Genomic DNA, 16,693 nt, shown 5'->3' on the forward strand with positions numbered 1-16,693 from the left:
AACGGTCATGTGCTGATCACCAGCCAGTCTGGTCACTGGCCGGCCGAGGACGCCGTTCTGCGGATCGGCGCTCTCACGCCGGCAGGGGCGATCGATCTACTCATCCAGCTGTCGCTGGACACCGACCGAAGAAGCGCCGAAGCGCTGGCTGCCGACCTGGGACGGCTCCCGTTGGCCCTCAGCCAGGCAGGATCGTTCACTCGCGCCAATGGCATCGACCTCGCCACCTATCTCCGGCTCTACCAGGCGCGGTCTAGTGAGCTGAACGCCGATGCCCAGCCACCCGATTACCCTCACACTGTGGCTACCACGTGGCAGCTTGCGATCGGACGGCTCCCGCCGAGCGCGGCGGCGCTGCTGAACCTCCTCTCCTTCTACGCCTCCGATGCGATTCCGCTTTCGTTGCTGCTTGCCGGTGTTCCGGAGACGATCGATTTGCCCGTCGCGGTCGGACCACAGCTGCGTCCGCTGCTCGCCGACGAGCTGACCAGGCGTCGCGCCGTGGGCGTGCTGCACGGCCACAGCCTGATCACCGGCGCCGGGGCGGACAACGTTACGGTCCACCGCTTGGTGCAAGCCGTGACCCTCGACCGGCTCCGCGCCCTGTCCGAGGCTGGCGCGTGGGCCGAGGCCGCCCACTCGCTCGTCGTCGCCGCGATGCCTCCGTGTGATTCCGTGACTGCCGCCAGCCTCAGCACCTGGAATGTCCTCCGCGCGCACGTTCGCAAGCTCTTGGACATCCTGCCACTGGAGCAAGCCCCAGTCCTCGTCACTCGGCGGGACGTCGCCTGCTGGACCGGCTACGCCGGTGATCCAGCTATGGCGCGCGACTTGCTCCGCGATCTGCTCCCAGTGTGCGAGCAGGTACTCGGCGGCGAGCACCCAGCGACCCTCGCCACCTGCCACGAACTTGCGTATTGGACCGGGCATGCCGGCGATCCAGCTATGGCGCGCGACTTGCTCCGCGATCTACTTCCCGTCCGCGAGCGCGCACTCGGCGCCGAACATCCGGCCACCCTGACGACTCGACACGACCTCGCGAGCTGGACCGGGCACGCTGGCAATCCCGTTGCCGCGCGCGACCAGGTCAGAGAACTCTTGACCACGGGCGAACGAGCACTGAGCACCGAGCACCCCGCGGTGCTGGCCGTCTGGAGCACGTTGGCCCGTCTCACCGGTGAAACGGGTGACGCGGCCGCCGCCCGTGACCTGTTCGCCGAGCTGCTGCCGGTCCGGCAACGAGTACTCGGCCTCGAACATCCTCGGACACTGCTCGTGGAGAGTCACTTGGCCTATTGGACCGGCCAGGCGGGCAACCCGGCTGGAGCTCGCGATCTGCTGGCAGAGCTGCTTCCCGTTCGTGTGCGAATTCTGGGTGCAGAACACCCCGTCACCCTGTCGACTTGTCACGATGTCGCTGTCTGGACCGGTCGTGCCGGCGATGCGGCAGGCGCCCGTGATCTCCTCGTCGAACTGCTGCCTATCCGCGAACGAGTGCTGGGCGTCGAACACCCCGATGCTGTCGAGACACGTGACGCGCTCGACTACTGGCGTGCTCAAGTGGTTTGAACGTCCACCCAGTGGGACGCGGGCCGGGAGAGCGCATCGGCCAGTTGGTGACCAACTGGGCTACGCCGTCCCCGCCGTCCGCTTCGTTGACCAGGTGCCAAAACACCACCGACGCAACACGAGGGACGTCTCGACGACTTCGGGGTGCTATTGCCCGCTGTAGCCTAGCGATAAGTCGGCGATGTATCGCGTGTTGGGCGATGTGCCCTACGTGAGAATTGGACTGAGAATCATCGAGTGACGAAGGGCACAGCGGGGAGCTGGATGGGTGGTGACCTGCGCAAACATGGAAATTCTCGTAGTTGTAAAAGGGTAGGCATGGGTGAGCCGCTGGCGAATTACAAGCGCGTGGTGGCGGCCGTGCGCCGTATTACGGATCCTTCTCCGGCCGGTTTGGGGATCGGCCAGCGTTCGGTGACGGTGTCGACGGTCGGTTTGGCCCCGGCGATTCGCAAGCTGGCGGACGAGAAGATGCAGGTGCGTCTGGCGGTTTCGCTCCACACGCCGGATGACGAGCTGCGGGACACGTTGGTGCCGGTGAACGAACGCTGGTCGGTGGACGAGGTTCTTTCCGCTGCCCGGTACTACGCGGATACTTCCGGTCGTCGTGTGTCCATTGAGTACGCGTTGATCCGGGACATCAACGACCAGCCGTGGCGGGCGGAGCTTCTGGCCAAGCGGTTGCGTAAGCACCTGGGTCAGCTGGTGCACGTGAACGTGATCCCGCTGAACCCGACGCCGGGTTCGAAGTGGGATGCCTCCCCGAAGCCGGTGGAGCGTGAGTTCGTACGCCTGGTGAACGCGGGCGGTGTCGCGTGCACGGTGCGCGACACCCGCGGCCAGGAGATCGCCGCGGCTTGCGGTCAGCTTGCCGCCGAAGGCTGAGTTTTTCTTTCTGTGATGGAGAAGTAGCGATGATGTCTGCCCCCAGCCTGCTGGACCCGGCTGCCGAAGAACTGAAACTGGCCGTCCCCGGCCGCACGGCGACCGACGTCGCCCGCGCGGCCCAGACCCTGCTGGGCGAGCGTTTCGACTCGGTGAGCTTCATGTACGTCCTGATGCGCGCCTTCGAGGTTGATTTTTATGCCGCTCGCGACGCTTCCCGTTGGCGCGGGTTCCATGGCGGCCCGCGTGCGCTGTCGGACGCTGACCTGGAGACGTTGCTGGCTCCGTGGCTTGGCCGCTGACCACGCGTCGTACTGGCCGTCGCTGTGGCGGTCGGCGGTGTCGACTCGGCTCGCTCATGAAAACCCGCACCGCAGGCCATAGCGGAGAAATATGAAAAGTGGGTCAAAAAAGATCACTATGATCCACGGCGGTGATTCGGCCGAGGGTTTGGTCGAATGGAGTCATGAACTCGACGACCACGGCCGTGGTCGCTATTCACCCGAGTTTCTTGGAATGACGAGATTGCCAGCGGAATAGCTAATGATATGTTCGAGACGCTCGTCGAGGACGGTCGGCGCTTCTCGCTGACCTGGTTGATACCTTGGCGCCTGCCCGGACGGACTTGCGACGGTGGAAAAACAGCTGCAATTCTTCGAGAGCTGGGTAGGTGGCAGCTGACAAAGCTTGCCGAGGACTTTTCATCGGCAGGTTGGTGGTCGAGGCGCGCTTCAAGCTTCCAGGCTCCGGGACGGAGCCTGTCATGAGCGCCATCGCGTGCGTACATGCTGGACCAGGGTCTGTCCTGCACCTGGCCGACGGGCTTGAGGCCACTATTCGGTGGCTGGGCGGCCGTTGTCTGAGGGGTGGATCAGACCGTCCGTGAGGGTGTGGGCCAGTGATGCCGCGAAGCGGCTCGTGGAGTCGTTGTCGTCTTGCTGGTCCGTGAAGTGGCTCAGGAAGGCATGCTGGAGACAGGCACCGAGCAGGAGCGCGGCCGCGGTTTCCGGGTCGGCTTCGGGCCGGATACGACCGAGATCCTGTTCTGCGGCGAGGTAGCCGGCCAACGCGATGTTGACGTGCTGGGGTCCGGCGTTGCGCTCGCGTAGCGCCGTGCGGTGCGCGGTGAGCAGTTGTGGCTCGGAAAACAGCGACGCGGCCATCGGGAAGGTGTGGCAGTAGAAGTCGATTGCCGCTCGCGCGACTACTTCCAGGGTCTGCCGGACCGAGTCCTGCCCGACCCGCTGTGGTAGCCCGCCCAGCAGCGTGGCGAACGCTTTCGGTTACGAGGTGATCGGCGAGAAAATCTGTGGCAGGCCGGTGAGAACGCGTGCGTCGTCGTCGGGTGCCGGTGCGAAGACCTCACGCGCATAGTCATCCAGAGAGCGTGGAGCGTGGCCAGTGAGCCACTGCACATCGTCGGTCACCGGGGCGAAGACATCGGCGCGCACGTGGACGAACAGGTCCATCATGTGCTCGACCCACGCGTCCGGGCGACCGGAGCGGGCGAAATGGGCCCGGTGCGTCTCGAGGTCGGCGTCGACGTGGCTGATGGGCCGGCCCGACGCGCCGGCCAACGTGCCGGCCACTTCCGCGAAGGTCAGCGCCCGAGGGCCGGTGAGGTCGTATCCTCGGCCGTGATGGCTGCCGGTCGTCAGGACCGCGACGGCAGCGTCGGCGACGTCGCGGGTGTCGACGAAGCTCGCGCGGTGGTCTCCGCTTCCGGCGTACAGTTCGCCGTCGTCGCGGATCGCCCTGGCATATACCGCGTCGTCTTCGTCGAAATTCTGCATCAGCCAGTTGGGGCGCAGGATCGTCCAGTTCCGGCCCGACTCCCGCACCGCGTGTTCGACTCGCGCGCGGGGAGCGGTCGCTGGTGCTTTGTCGACCCCCAAAGCGGACATCAGGACCACGTGACCCGCCTGCGGGGCGACGGCGATGAGCCGCGTGATGAGCGAGGCCGCGTCGTCCAGGGTGTCGAGTCCCTTGAGGAACAGCGCGTCGGCGCCGGCGACCGAATCCGTCCACGTGGACTCGTCGGCCCAGTCGAACCTGACCGGGGTGATGCCCGCCGTGGGCGAGCCCGGATGGCGGCTCGCCGCCCGCACTGGGAAACCCACCGCGGCGAGGGCGGCTGCGACGCGTTTGCCCGCCTTGCCGGTGGCGCCTTCGACCCATACCGTCTTCATTGTCATCTCCCGTTTTCTGTCAGTGGCTGCGTCCAGATTATGCGGACATTCGGAGACGGAAAATGTTCAATAGTCGTGGTGTTTTGTCTCAACGTCTTGTCGAAATGGACTCGTAGACTGGTCGACATGGACGTACTGGCCGACATTCTGACGGCGATGCGGGTGGGGCGGCCCGTCGCCGCCCTCACCGAAGTCCACGCGCCGTGGGGCCTGCGCTTCGACCAGGTTCTGGGCGCAGCCTTCCATGTCGTTCTCCAGGGCGGCTGCCTGCTGATTCCCCTGGACGGGACGGCGTTCGCGGAGGTACGGCTGGGGCCCGGCGACGTGGTGCTGCTCGGCGGCGGAGCTCCGCACGCGATCGTCTCCGCCCCGGGCGTGGCCCTGACCCCGTTCGCCCCGGTTCGCGACACGCCGGGCGGATCGTTCGGGCGGTTTGCGCTGCCGGGGCCCGGGGCCCGATCGACGATCGTGTGCGGCGCGTACAAACTGGTGCGCCGCCGCCCTCATCCGCTGCTGCAGGATCTGCCGGAAGTCGTCCACCTGCCCGCCGCGCCCGGCCGGCATCCGGGTCTGCGTGCGATGGTCGACCTGCTCGGCGCCGACCTGCACGAGGCGCCACCCGGGGCCGCTGCCGTGGCACCGTCGCTTGTGGACGCTCTGCTGGTGTACCTGCTCCGCGCGTGGATGTCCGACTCCGAAGACACCGCCACCAGCTGGTCGGCCGCGTTGACCGACCCTGGGATGTCCCGTGTGCTGGCGGCCATGCACGCCGACCCCCGCCGGGGGTGGACGGTGGAGCAGCTCGCCGCGGTCGCCGGGCTCTCGCGTGCGGCGTTCGCCCGCCGGTTCGCCTCCGTCGTGGGCGAACCGCCGCTGACATACCTCACGCGCTGGCGGATGACGACCGCGGCCCAGCTGCTGCGCACCACCGACAAGACACTGGCCCAAGTCGCGTCCGCCATCGGATACGGCTCTCCGTTCGCCTTCGCCAAGGCCTTCCAGCGGGAGTACGCGACCACCCCGGGCAGCTACCGGGCCGACGCTGCCGGATGACCTTCCCTTCCGGTGCGGCCCAGCGTAGCGGCCCCGCAGCGATTACCTCACCCGCCCGGGATCGTCGGGAAAGCCTGCCGCGCCAACGAGTTCTGGGTCGAGGAAGGTGGTGATCGAGACCAGGCGCGTGGGGTCGGTGGTCAGCACGGCCAGGCCGAACGGGCGGAACGGCTCGTCGGTTCGGTCGCGGTGGTAGGCCACGGCCGCCGGCTGGGTGTTGGCGACGGTCGGGAACATGCGGTAGAGGCCCGGTGCGGTGAGCACGTGCTCGGCGAGGAACGGGACGCACGAGCGTTTTCCGGACAGCGACAAGCCGGACGGGATCACCTCGAGGGTCGCGTCGTCGCGTAGCAGGCGGGTCAGGGCCGGGACGTCGGCGGTTTCGAAGGCGGCGATGTAGGAGTTCAGGACATCGCGCGCCGCGGGCGAGTCCGGCTCGGCGAAGTTCTCCGGTGCCGGCGCCAGCTCGTCGAGCCGGGCCCGGGCGCGTTGAAGGGCGCTTTTGACCGCGGGCACGCTCGTGCCGAGCACCTGGGCGATCTCGGCGGCCGGCATGGCCAGCACTTCGCGCAGCAGGAACGCCGCGCGCTGGCGCGGCGGCAGGTGCTGCGCGCTGGCGACCAGCGAGAGCCGCAGCATCCGCCGCTGTTCGGCCACCTGGGCCGGGTCGCCGAGCCACGGGGCGAGCCACAGCACCTCGGCCGCGGCCAGCGGGACGTCCGGGTCCTCGCCCGGCGCGCCGAGCCCGGCGGGCAGTACCCGGCGGCCCCGCCCTTCCAGCGCCGTGAGGCACACGTTCGTGGCGATCCGGTACAGCCAGGTGCGCACCGACGAGCGTTCCTCGAAGGAGGCGCGGCTGCGCCAGGCCCGCAGGTAGGTCTCCTGAACGAGGTCTTCGGCCTCGTGCGCCGAGCCCGTCATGCGGTAGCACAGGGCCACCAGCTCCGGCCGGTACTGCTCGAGACCGTCCCATGTTTCCGGCATTCCCTCATCCTCGCCGTGGCCTGTAGCGCAGGGACACCAGCCCCGGGTCGCCGCCCGGACCGGCGCTGAGCAGCTCCCACGCGCTCGGCGCGTCGCCGGGCCAGGAGCGGGAGCCGCCGCCGGGAACGATCACGGGCACGACGGTCACGGCCAGCTCGTCGACCAGCCCGGCCGCGGTGAGCGCCCGCCCGAACCGGCTGTGCCCGTAGACGATCAGGTCCCCGCCGGGCTCCCGCTTCAACGCGGCGACCGTGTCGGCGACGCCGGTGCCGAGCACGGTGGTGTTCGTCCAGTGTGGATCCCGCAGGGTCGAGGAGAACACGTATTTCGGCATGGCGTTGAGGTGGGCGGCGTACTCGCCGGGAGTGTCCGGCCACTGCCGGGAGAACACGTCGTAGGTCCCGCGGCCCATCAGCATCGCCGAACTCCCCCGCAACACCGCCAGGGAGGCAGCCGCGCTGCCCGGCCCGAAGTAGGGCCCCGCCCACGCCATCGGCTCGTCGATCACGCCGTTGAGCGACACCAGGGTGCTCAGCACCAAGCGCCGCGAACAGTGCATCGTCATAGCAGGTCAGACTCGGCCGGGCCCGGAAAGGAATCGGTCCGCAGCCGATTCCTCCGGGTGTTGACGAGCGCGTCGATACCGCGCTCGTACGCCGAATACGAGTGGTACACCTCGTCGCCGTCGCGCTGGAAGCCCAGGACGGCCTGCTCACCAGGATTGTGGTGTTCCTGGACGCCACCCTGTTCCCCGCGTTCGGTCTGCCGGCGACGTTGCCCGCGTGAACCGGGGCCGCGGCCCAGACCCGACGCCCTGACGGCTCCGACTCGCGCGCGTTGAGACGGAGGGCCCGGCTACAGGCGAATCGGGCCTGTGCCGAACTCCGTGGGGACACGGCAGATGCCAGTAGAAGGCCGAAGAAGCTAGCCGGCAGCGGTCGATGGCCGCGGCCATCGCGCGGAACGCCGTCCGGGCTGGGCCAGCGCGGCGTCGTCCCAATCCCGGACCCCGAGTGCGCGCGGTCGCGCTTGCGGTGATGCAGGCAGCGCCGGCTGGGGAGTTCCACCCGCCGTCAGCACGCCTGGGTGCGCGACTCGCCCCGTCAGTCCGAAGGCCGCCTTCCTGAGCACGGCGCTGTGACACGGTGCGCAGGCCGGCACCACCGCCGGGCTGCCTGGCAGAGGGACGGTCTTCCCGGCTTCCGCGATCGTGGTGCAGACGTGGTGTTGATGCCCGGCCGGAACGCACAGGCACAGGCACTCGGTGGTGGAGATCATCGGACCCCTTCCGGATCGGAGGCGTGACGCACGCCTGGACTACCGAGCCGGCCGGAAGGCTCACCGTACGGCCGGGCGTGCTCCGGCAACGCAGGCTCGGTGCTCACCCATCGCGCCGGGTCGAGCGGGCCGGCAGCCCAAGCCGCCACAGAATTGACGATCGGGGCCGCGCCGAGAAGGTCGGCGTTCGGCATCGCGAGTTGCAAGCAGGCCGCCGGGCTCACCCGCGAGCTGACCGCGGGCCCGGCATGGTGAAGAGCGTCGAGGACCAACGCGTATCCCACGGCGTCGCCCACGCGCAGTGGGCAGCGGTCGTGAACCGTGATCGTCGTCGCACCGGCAAGTGTGCTCGCTTGCCGGCTCCGGGAACACGAACTCATCGGTCCTCGAGCCGATCGAGGTGAACGCGGCTGTAGCAGGCAACGGTGCGTAGATCGCGGCGGCGGTGGTGTGCGACCCCATCGCGACCTGCCACGCCGGCGGCGCGCAAGACCTGGCTACGCACAACGTGTTCAAGAGCCGGCTGTCGTTCATCGGACCGGAAAGGCCGATCACATCCGTAGCGTGGTCGGCGATCCCGGGCCAGAACTTGGCGATTCAGCCGGCACCATTCGCCACCAGGTGGTTCAGCTCGCAATACGGTCATATGCCGCCGGGACTCACTACTCGGCTGCCATCTTCTTTGCCGCCGACTTGATCGCCTGACGAATCCGAAAATAAGTACCACATCGGCATACGTTCTCGATCTTATCGATCTCATCATCCGTAGGTTCGCGGGTTTTCTTGAGTAGAGACACCGCATTCATGATCTGGCCCGGCTGACAGAAACCGCATTGGGGGACGTCCTGCTCCAGCCATGCCTCTTGCACCGGATGCAGAGAGTTTTCGGTACCCAGTCCTTCGATTGTGACGACCTCACGCCCAGCCACGTCGGCGATGCGGGTGACGCAGGTTGTCCAGGCTTCACCGTCGATCAAGCAGGTGCACGCCTTGCACACGTCGAGATTGCAACCCATCTTGGGTCCGGTGACGCCGAGCTGGTCACGCAAGGTCCACAACAGAGGGTGATCCGGGTTCGCATTCACGGTAACGGTCTTGCCGTTCAGTGTGAAGCTGTAGTCAGGCACGCGGACTCCTTTGGGCGCAGTACTCAATGTTTCGGCGGAAGCGGACGCATGGGCGGCGGGGGCAGTAATCCCGGCGGGTAAGGCTCGAAGTCGACATTGGCGTTGATCGGGAAGCTCTTCGGCATGATCCCGGTCGCTCGCCGATACGCGTTGACCACGGCCGCAAAGCAGACCGGAACTGCGAACTCACCCATTCCGCCTGGCTCTCCGTTCGCCGGGAGGACGATGACTCGCACGTCCGTGGCAGAATCCTTCTGCCGTGCGTAGTGGAAATTGTGGTAGCTACCTTCGAGAAAGTTCCCGTCCCGGAGGTGCAGGCCGCCGCGAAGCGCGACTGAGATACCGTCGATGAGCCCGCCCATCGCCTGCGCCTCGATACCACTCACGTTGATGGGCCTGCCGACGTCGATCACCATCACCGCTTTGGTGACACGAGGGCTCTTCGGGTCACGCGCGTCGATCTCCACCAAGCACGCCATGACGCCCTTCATTTCGGCATGGAACGCCATCCCTTGGGCGAAGCCGGCTGGCATGGGTTTTCCCCACGCTCCCTCGGTGGCAATCCTGTCGAGGACCGCTCGCTGCCGGTCGTCCTTCAGAAATTCCTTCCGGAAGGCGATCGCGTCTTTCTTGAAGCGCCGCGCAAGTTCGTCGACGACGATCTCTTCCACTCCACGCACATTGAGGGAGTACACCGACCGCCAGCTGCCGGTGTCGATCGGTGTCGGTACCTCGTGGAGGCGCTGGAGCACGACGCCGAAGTTATACGGGCAGTGAACCATCGCGTCGAAGAAGACCTGTCCGACGGCGGCATTGCCGGCAATCGGAAGGTTGGTGATAGCCATGGTGAGGGCTTCGCCGAACCCGTGCTGAAGCGAGGTGTCGAGGGCTGCGTTCCAGTGCTCGTAGGACAGCACGTTGCCAAGCGCGTAGGCCACCCGGACCTTGTGGTGCTTCGCCGGGTGCACCCGGCCGTGCCGGATGTCATCGGTGCGGTGCCAGATCAGCTTGACCGGACGCTTCATCGCCCGGGAGATCTGGGCGGCTTCCATCGCCGCGTCGAAGAAAAGCCGCCTGCCGAACGAACCGCCGCTCGGCATGACGTGCACCGTCACCTTGCTCTGCGGCAGGCCCAGCTCGGCAGAGATGGCCAGCTGCGCGCTGGTTGGCAGCTGCAGCGCCGACCAGATCTCGGCGCTGTCCGCGCGTACGTCGGCGACGGCCGCGTTGGTCTCCAGGGGAGCGTGAGTCAGAAATGCGAAGTCGAACTCCATCTCCAATGTCTGGCCGAGCAGCGGCAGCGACACCGGCAAGTTGCCGAGCAAGCCGATAGCGTCGCGGAGCTTCTGCCTGATCGTGTCGTCGCTCTCGTGATCGACCGGACCGGGTCCCCAGGAGACATCGAGTGCGTTCACCGCGTCCACCGCGAGAGCGAACGTCTCTGCCAGCACCGCCACGCCGCTCGGAACCACCGCCACGTCCACAACGCCCGGCATGCCCTTCACGGCATCCGCGTTGTTGACCGCGCGGACCGTTCCCTTGATCGTCGGAGGGCGACGAACCACACACGGCTTCGCGCCGGCCACATTCAGGTCGTGCGTGTACACGCGCTTGCCCGTGACGATTTCCCGGGCATCGACACGAGGCACCCGGCTCCCGATCAGCGTCGACTGAGACTCCGGCTTCGGTTCGGCAGTCAGACTCGAAAGGCTTGCCGACGCGGCCGCCGTGGCGAGAGAACCGTAGGTGACGGTCCGGCCGTCCGGTGCGTGGATGACACCTTCGTGCACGGTGAGCTGCTGTGCCGGCAGATCCCATTTCTGTGCGGCGGTCGCCACGAGCCGAGCCCGCGCGGCCGCGGCCGCCGCCCGGGCCGGCTTGTACAGTGACGTGATCGACGATGATCCTCCCGTCAACTGTCCCATCAGCAACTCCGGCCGCGCATCCGCCAGCGGCATGTGGATCATCGACAGCGGGAGGTCCATCTGATCCGCGATCAACATCGAGATCGAGGTGGTCACGCCTTGCCCGACTTCGGCACGAGGTAACGGAACAGTGACCGTTCCGTCCTCGTTCACCTTGATCACGAACAACAGACCGACGGTCGGAGCCCCGATGACGCTGATGATGTCCTGAACATCGATGACCTCGCCGAGGAGATCCGGCGGCGATGGGATGGCCGCATCAGCTGTCGCGGGCGCCAGGCTGTCCGAGGCGATCCGCACACCCACCGTGAGTGTGGGAGCCGCAAGCAGATAAGTCAGGAACCGGCGGCGCCCGATTGGCACTGCCGTCCCCCGGTCCTTCGCATCGTCGGGCAGCATAGAACTCTCGCATTCTCATCGTCGGTCGATGGCAATGGGCGGTTTGGATCTGCTACGGCCTGTCGAGGCACGAGCGGGCGAAACAGGTGCGCTCTCCGGGCACTTGCTCAGACGTCGGCGAGGCCGGCTTGGACCGAACTGGTCACCCGGACGTAGTCGAACGTCAAGGAGCCGTCGTTCACGCGATCGCGCAGGATGAACTTCTGGATCTTGCCGCTCGGCGTGGCCGGCATCTCGTCGACGAATTTCCAGTAGACCGGCGTCTTGTGCGGTGCGATCTGGGAGCGCAGGAACGTCGTCAGGTCCTCGATCGCCGGGCGCTCGAATCCTTCGCTCAGGGTGACCACGGCGCAGATCTGTTCTCCCCACTCGGGATCGGGGACCCCGATCACCGCGGCGTACTCGACCGCCGGGTGGTCGCCGATCGCCCCCTCGATCTCAGCCGGGTAGATGTTCAGGCCGCCGCGGATGATCATGTCCTTCACCCGGCCGCGGATCTTGAGGAAGCCGCGCTCGTCCATCGATCCGATGTCGCCCATGTGGAGCCAGCCCTCGGCATCGATCGTCGTGTCCGTTTCGGCGTCCATGCGGTAGTACCCCACCATGTTCTGGTAGCCGCGGCAGCAGATCTCTCCCGGCTGGTTCAGCGCCACGGGTTCCCCCGTCACCGGGTCGGCGATCTTCAGCTCGAGCTGCGGCAGCGGCTGCCCCACAGTCTCGGCTTGGTCCTCCGCGGTGTCGGTGACTCGGGTCTGGCTGACGACACCGTGGGTCTCTGTCTGTCCGAAGAGGATGCTGAACTGGCAGTTCAGCAGCTCCTGAGTCCGGTGCACCAGGGACGCCGGAACGGCAGCCGCCCCGCTCATGATCGTCTGGAGACTTGAGAGGTCCCGGCGTCTCAAGTCGGGGTGGTCGAGCATGGCGATCAACATGGTGGGGACGACGAGAGCGTGTGTGCCCCGGAAGGTCTCGAATGCTTCCAGCAGCAGCCTCGGGTCGAACTTGGGCAGGATCACGAACGTCCCGCGTTTCGACCACGCGCCGAACGACGTGACCGCGCCCCCGCCGATGTGGTACATCGGCATCGCGTTCACGTAGACGCCGCCGTCGCCCATCCCGGCACGTTCGGCCACGTGGCGTGCCTCGTTCACCAGTCCTTTGTGGTGCAACATCGCGCCCTTGGGAAAGCCGGTCGTGCCGGAGGTGTACTGGATCTGGATCACATCGTCCGGGCTGATGACCGGAAGGGCCGCGTCCGTGTCGCCTTCGGCCAGGAAGTCTTCCCACTGCTCGAAGGTGATGATCTTCCGGAGGCTCGGGATCTCCCCGTGGATCTGCTCGACCATGCCGAGCATGTCGAAACCACGGTAGCTCGCCGGGCAGAAAATCCCGGCCGCGGCCGACTGCTTGAGCACGAAGCGCATTTCCCTTGCGCGGTATGCGGGGTTGAGGGCGACGAGGACCATCCCGGCCATGGCGATGCCTTGCTGCAGGACGATCCACACCGCGCTGTTCGGAGCCCAGATGGCGATCCGGTCGCCCGGTTCGAACTTCGCGAGCAGCGCCCGGGCTACGCGTCCGGCATCGGCGACGAACTCGGCGTAGGTCCACTCGCGCCGCGCGCCGGCATCCTCCACGCAGTCGACCAGAGCCAGTCGGTCGGGCACGGTCGCGGCGGCGTGCCGCAAGGTGTCGCAGACGGTCACGTCCCGCACGTCCCCCGGTTCGGCCAACCAGTACGAGGTCTCCAAAGCGCGCGCGTCCACCATCGCTACTCCTATGTACCTGATGTGACTCCGGCCACTGTAACCGAGAAGGTCTGACCGAGCAAATGGTCAGACCTAATGCTGCAACGGCAGATGATCGTTGTAGTGGTTGATGTGGTGATGGATCAGCTGGCCGGATGCCTGAGCGGATCGGGGGCCGGTTCGTGCGGTCGGCGCCGCAGGCCCGGGAGTATGTGTCCGGGCTGGTTGCGGGCTTGGGGCGGAAGAACGGGTGGACGCTGGCCGAGCAGGCCGGCGAGATGCCGCCGGACGGGATGCAGCGGCTGCTGCGCTGGGCGGACTGGGACATCGATGCTGTCCGCGACGACTTGCGCGACGACGTCATCGAGCATCTCGCAAGTACCTGCGGTTGTGGCTGGAAGGCCGCCACGCCGCGCATGTGCCGGCCACCAAGGTCAACGACATCCGGTGGTCGCCACCGGTGGTCGCGAACAATCCGGATCGGCTGGCGGGCCGGGCGCGGGCATTGGTTGCTCGCGCGGCGCTCGATCACCGATCCGGCCGAGATCGCCCGCTACGTCTGCTACGGGCCCCGCCACTCGACGCCGCTGGGTCTGGCCTGGCTCGCCGTTTCCAGATCCGTTGCCATAAAAGGGGAATCGTGGTCGCCGAGCCAGGCATGATCGGATTCACGCTACCGGAGATCCGGCGCTTGCTTGCCACTGTCGACCACATCTGGGCCAAACGGCGCGGCCACCCGCTCACCCGACTGCCGTCGCAGTACCAATGGGAACTGGACCTTGAGGCATCGCCGACGAGCCGCCGACTTGTGGTGACGCTTACTCAGCGCGCGTAGGGCACGAAGCCGGAGCCGAACCGCTCCCGCGCGATGATGATCTTCTGGACTTGCGCGGTGCCGTCGGCGATCTCGACCGCCATCACGTCGCGCAGCCGTTGTTCCATCCCGTATTCCTGCGCGTAGCCGTAATTGCCGTGCAGCAGCAAGCAGTCTTTCACGGCCCGGCTGGCCATCAGCGGCCCGTACCACTTGGACATGGCCGCCTCGGCGGTGTGCCGGATCCCTTCGTTGCGGCGCCACAATGCCCAGTAGCACAGCAGCCGCGCGGCTTCCAAGGTCGTGCTGTGCTCAGCCAGCGGGAAGGACACACCTTCGAACTTGGCCAGCGGGGCCCCGAAAGCCTCCCTGTCCCGGACGTACTCCGCGGTCTTGTCGACGCAGTACTGCGCGCAACCGATGCCCGTCAGCGCGAGCAGCGGCCGGGTGAAGTCGAACCCGGCGAGGACGCTGCGGAACGCCGAGCCTTCCTCCCCCAGTAGCGCTTCCCGGGGCACCCGGACGCCATCGAGATGCAGGACGCCGCGGCCCATCGGCTTCCAGCCGGTGTCGGGGATGTCCGACTTGGAAACTCCTCTTTGGCCGAGCTCGACCAGGAAGGCCGAAACGCCGGTCGATTGCCCGTCGCGACTGGTCCGAGCGGTGACGATCATGGCGTCCGCGTGGGCGAGCATGGTGACGGAGGTCTTCTCGCCCGTGAGCACGTAGTCGTCACCGACGGCGACCGCCTGTGTTCGCATGGCCGCCGCGTCGGAGCCCGAATGCGGCTCGGTGAGCCCGAACGCGATGTACGTTTCGCCGGAGACGAGCGGTTCGAGCCAGCGCCTCCTGATCTCCGGGGTCGCGAACCGAGCCAGCAGGGACGACATCAGCAGCACCGGGATCACGGCGTTGGCCACGTTGAAGTCGCCGTAGGCCAGTTCCTCGACGACGAGGCCGGCGACCACGTAGTCCTCGCGGTCGAGCGGGTTGTGCCCGGGCCCCGCCAGCAGACCGAACACGCCGAGGCCGGCGACCTGCCGGTGGACGTCCCAGGGGAACTCGGTGCCGACGGCCCGCTGGAGATAGCCCGGCTCCAGCCGGCGGCGGGCCAGGTCACGGACCGTATCCCGGATGGCGGTCCGCTCCTCGGTGAGTCCGAAGTCCATAAAATTGACACCTCTCAAGTTTGAGTTACGTCTGATGTAGAATGTAAAGGGGCGGCGGCCCGCCCGCCAGACCCTCGTCAGCCTGCGGTGTACCGAGTACCGAAGGAGGCGCCAAGCCGACCCGCGAAGCCCGTGAGGCCCCCGGCACGCGGTCGGCCGAGACCGGACTGGGCCAGCCGAGCACGCGCTCGCTGCTCATCACGATCCTCGGCGAGTCGGCCTGGCCCGCCGACGCGGCGACCATCGCTTTGCCCACCCGGCTGAGGCGCATCCGGACATCACCGTCGGCCGGCTGAGCGCGTCCACCTACGCCGCGCCACCGTCCGTCAACGTTTTCGCGAACGCCGTCGTCGCCACCCGTGTGGCCGACCTGACGGGATGCCGGATCATCGTCGGCATCTCCGCCAAGCGGGCCACAGTCCGCGACGCGACCTTCGGGTGGGCGATTCTCGACGAGTCTGACCGGATGCGCTCGGACGTGCTGCTCCGGATCGTCGAGCGGTTCGACCGCGGCCTGTTCGTGGGGTCAGGGCGTCGCGTCTGGTGGCTGGGTGAGAGCCTCAAACGTGGCGGGACTGTGCGTCCCGATCTTGGAGTGTCTCCGTTGCGGGTTGTACCGGCACTCGGTCCATTCGAACAGCGCGTTGGCAAGTTCGCCGCGGGTTTTCCAGGTTTTCGAGTCGAGAACTTCGAGCTGGAGAGTGGCCCCGCCGCGCGGAGGCGTTGCCCGAATGTCCACGACGTGTATTGCGAGCCGTGGCCAGAAAGCGGAATCGTTTTTCCGCCGTCGGGTCGGCGGCGGAGGATGGCCATACCGAGGGCGTCGGTGACCAGGTCGGCGCTGGGTTGTCCGGCCGGGTCGCGGACCGTGGTGACGTGCCGCCGTCTCCGGTAGAGGCCCTGGATGCCTGCCTCGCGCATGAGCCGTGCGACTCGTTTGAGGATCTCGTTCTCCGTTGCGCAGGCAGGACTCACTGATACCGAGGTCCTTCGCCAGTGCGGCGACCGGTTTGTCGCCGGGGCGGGCCAGCTCGACGGCACGCTGACGAAACTCGGGCGGGTCAGGTGCAGGTACGGAAACATCCTCCCTGGTGACCGGCGGTGATGGCCGTCCAGGTCTGCGGCGGGCACGGAAACCCTGGAAGCGGCCACCTTCGACCGCTGGTTCCGCGACTCGAAGGCGTATGAAGTCGCCGCCGGACCTTCGGAGCTCCTCGGCTGAGGAAATGCTTTACCGACGAGGCTTTCGGGAATTACCCTGTAGCCGAGGGGCAGCTGGCGGACGACCTCGTCGGTGCGTCCCAAGTTTCGGAATTCGTGTCGAAACGAGGGGGAAAGATGGAATCCACACCTGCCGCCGCGCTCACGGTGACGAATCTCGCGGAGTCCGACGATCGTTCCGAGGCCGGCCGCAACGTCCGGATAACCGCCGCGGCGACGTCCGCGCTCACCGTGACGCCCCTGGCCGAGCGTGACGAACACGGCGGCACCGGCCGCGGCGTGACCATGTACAACGAAGCCGACGCTGCGAAACCACACTGAGCGGCGGAACG

At 67.1% G+C, this 16,693-nt stretch carries 13 protein-coding genes and 2 pseudogenes; 6 read left to right on the plus strand and 9 right to left on the minus strand.

Annotation, left to right across the window (positions count from 1 at the left end):
• Positions 1-9 precede the first annotated feature (9 nt).
• The 3 genes and pseudogenes from OG371_RS27690 (at position 10) to OG371_RS27700 (ending at position 2,756) form a co-directional block, all read left to right on the plus strand.
• Positions 10-1,569: a tetratricopeptide repeat protein gene (locus OG371_RS27690; RefSeq protein ID WP_329058136.1), complete on the plus strand. Its 1,560-nt coding sequence runs from the start codon at positions 10-12 to the stop codon at positions 1,567-1,569.
• A gap of 312 nt (positions 1,570-1,881) precedes the next feature.
• A pseudogene (locus OG371_RS27695) lies at positions 1,882-2,454 on the plus strand (radical SAM protein); the annotation flags it as partial.
• Positions 2,455-2,483: 29 nt separating this feature from the next.
• Positions 2,484-2,756 carry a hypothetical protein gene (locus tag OG371_RS27700; RefSeq protein ID WP_329058137.1) on the plus strand — a complete coding sequence of 91 codons (273 nt, stop codon included), beginning with the start codon at positions 2,484-2,486 and terminating at the stop codon, positions 2,754-2,756.
• 531 nt (positions 2,757-3,287) lie between these two features.
• On the opposite strand, the gene OG371_RS27705 is transcribed toward OG371_RS27700, so the two are convergent.
• On the minus strand, positions 3,288-3,617 hold the full coding sequence (locus tag OG371_RS27705) for a TetR/AcrR family transcriptional regulator C-terminal domain-containing protein (protein ID WP_329058138.1): 330 nt from the start codon (positions 3,615-3,617) through the stop codon (positions 3,288-3,290).
• Positions 3,618-3,737: 120 nt separating this feature from the next.
• Positions 3,738-4,643: an NAD(P)H-binding protein gene (locus tag OG371_RS27710; protein ID WP_329058139.1), complete on the minus strand. Its 906-nt coding sequence runs from the start codon at positions 4,641-4,643 to the stop codon at positions 3,738-3,740.
• A gap of 126 nt (positions 4,644-4,769) precedes the next feature.
• On the opposite strand from OG371_RS27710, the gene OG371_RS27715 reads away from it, so the two are divergent.
• On the plus strand, positions 4,770-5,696 hold the full coding sequence (locus OG371_RS27715) for an AraC family transcriptional regulator (RefSeq protein ID WP_329058141.1): 927 nt from the start codon (positions 4,770-4,772) through the stop codon (positions 5,694-5,696).
• Positions 5,697-5,738: 42 nt separating this feature from the next.
• On the opposite strand, the gene OG371_RS27720 is transcribed toward OG371_RS27715, so the two are convergent.
• From OG371_RS27720 to OG371_RS27740, 5 genes are all read right to left on the minus strand, one after another.
• Positions 5,739-6,680: an RNA polymerase subunit sigma-70 gene (locus tag OG371_RS27720; RefSeq protein ID WP_329058142.1), complete on the minus strand. Its 942-nt coding sequence runs from the start codon at positions 6,678-6,680 to the stop codon at positions 5,739-5,741.
• Between the two features lie 4 nt (positions 6,681-6,684).
• Positions 6,685-7,245 carry a dihydrofolate reductase family protein gene (locus tag OG371_RS27725; protein WP_329058143.1) on the minus strand — a complete coding sequence of 187 codons (561 nt, stop codon included), beginning with the start codon at positions 7,243-7,245 and terminating at the stop codon, positions 6,685-6,687.
• 1,375 nt (positions 7,246-8,620) lie between these two features.
• Positions 8,621-9,085, minus strand: a complete 465-nt coding sequence (locus tag OG371_RS27730) for a (2Fe-2S)-binding protein (RefSeq protein WP_329058144.1) — start codon at positions 9,083-9,085, stop codon at positions 8,621-8,623.
• A 23-nt stretch (positions 9,086-9,108) separates the two neighbouring features.
• Positions 9,109-11,409, minus strand: a complete 2,301-nt coding sequence (locus tag OG371_RS27735) for a xanthine dehydrogenase family protein molybdopterin-binding subunit (protein WP_329058146.1) — start codon at positions 11,407-11,409, stop codon at positions 9,109-9,111.
• A gap of 107 nt (positions 11,410-11,516) precedes the next feature.
• Positions 11,517-13,178 (minus strand): AMP-binding protein, encoded by a 1,662-nt coding sequence (locus OG371_RS27740; RefSeq protein ID WP_329058147.1) that lies wholly within the window; start codon positions 13,176-13,178, stop codon positions 11,517-11,519.
• 90 nt (positions 13,179-13,268) lie between these two features.
• Between OG371_RS27740 and OG371_RS47515 the strand changes: the two are divergent.
• Positions 13,269-13,546: pseudogene (locus OG371_RS47515) on the plus strand (IS701 family transposase); the annotation flags it as partial.
• 433 nt (positions 13,547-13,979) lie between these two features.
• On the opposite strand, the gene OG371_RS27750 reads toward OG371_RS47515, so the two are convergent.
• Entirely contained in the window at positions 13,980-15,140 is a 1,161-nt protein-coding gene (locus OG371_RS27750; protein ID WP_329058149.1) for an acyl-CoA dehydrogenase family protein, read from the minus strand.
• Positions 15,141-15,666: 526 nt separating this feature from the next.
• The gene (locus OG371_RS47520; protein ID WP_442875990.1) at positions 15,667-15,879 is read right to left on the minus strand and encodes an IS3 family transposase; all 213 of its coding nucleotides are present in this window, start codon (positions 15,877-15,879) and stop codon (positions 15,667-15,669) included.
• A 599-nt stretch (positions 15,880-16,478) separates the two neighbouring features.
• Here OG371_RS47520 and OG371_RS27755 point away from each other — a divergent pair.
• Positions 16,479-16,682: a hypothetical protein gene (locus tag OG371_RS27755; RefSeq protein WP_329058150.1), complete on the plus strand. Its 204-nt coding sequence runs from the start codon at positions 16,479-16,481 to the stop codon at positions 16,680-16,682.
• The last annotated feature ends 11 nt before the right edge of the window (positions 16,683-16,693 follow it).

It is taken from the genome of Amycolatopsis sp. NBC_01480 (genome assembly GCF_036227205.1).
Lineage (GTDB): Bacteria > Actinomycetota > Actinomycetes > Mycobacteriales > Pseudonocardiaceae > Amycolatopsis.

Bases quoted from the DNA above. Each gene is read 5' to 3' on its own strand.
- OG371_RS27700 (WP_329058137.1), top strand. From the start codon at position 2,484: ATGATGTCTGCCCCCAGCCTGCTGGACCCGGCTGCCGAAGAACTGAAA.
- OG371_RS27705 (WP_329058138.1), bottom strand. From the start codon at position 3,617: ATGGCCGCGTCGCTGTTTTCCGAGCCACAACTGCTCACCGCGCACCGC.
- OG371_RS27710 (WP_329058139.1), bottom strand. From the start codon at position 4,643: ATGAAGACGGTATGGGTCGAAGGCGCCACCGGCAAGGCGGGCAAACGC.
- OG371_RS27715 (WP_329058141.1), top strand. From the start codon at position 4,770: ATGGACGTACTGGCCGACATTCTGACGGCGATGCGGGTGGGGCGGCCC.
- OG371_RS27720 (WP_329058142.1), bottom strand. From the start codon at position 6,680: ATGCCGGAAACATGGGACGGTCTCGAGCAGTACCGGCCGGAGCTGGTG.
- OG371_RS27725 (WP_329058143.1), bottom strand. From the start codon at position 7,245: ATGACGATGCACTGTTCGCGGCGCTTGGTGCTGAGCACCCTGGTGTCG.
- OG371_RS27735 (WP_329058146.1), bottom strand. From the start codon at position 11,409: ATGCTGCCCGACGATGCGAAGGACCGGGGGACGGCAGTGCCAATCGGG.
- OG371_RS27740 (WP_329058147.1), bottom strand. From the start codon at position 13,178: ATGGTGGACGCGCGCGCTTTGGAGACCTCGTACTGGTTGGCCGAACCG.
- OG371_RS27750 (WP_329058149.1), bottom strand. From the start codon at position 15,140: ATGGACTTCGGACTCACCGAGGAGCGGACCGCCATCCGGGATACGGTC.
- OG371_RS27755 (WP_329058150.1), top strand. From the start codon at position 16,479: ATGGAATCCACACCTGCCGCCGCGCTCACGGTGACGAATCTCGCGGAG.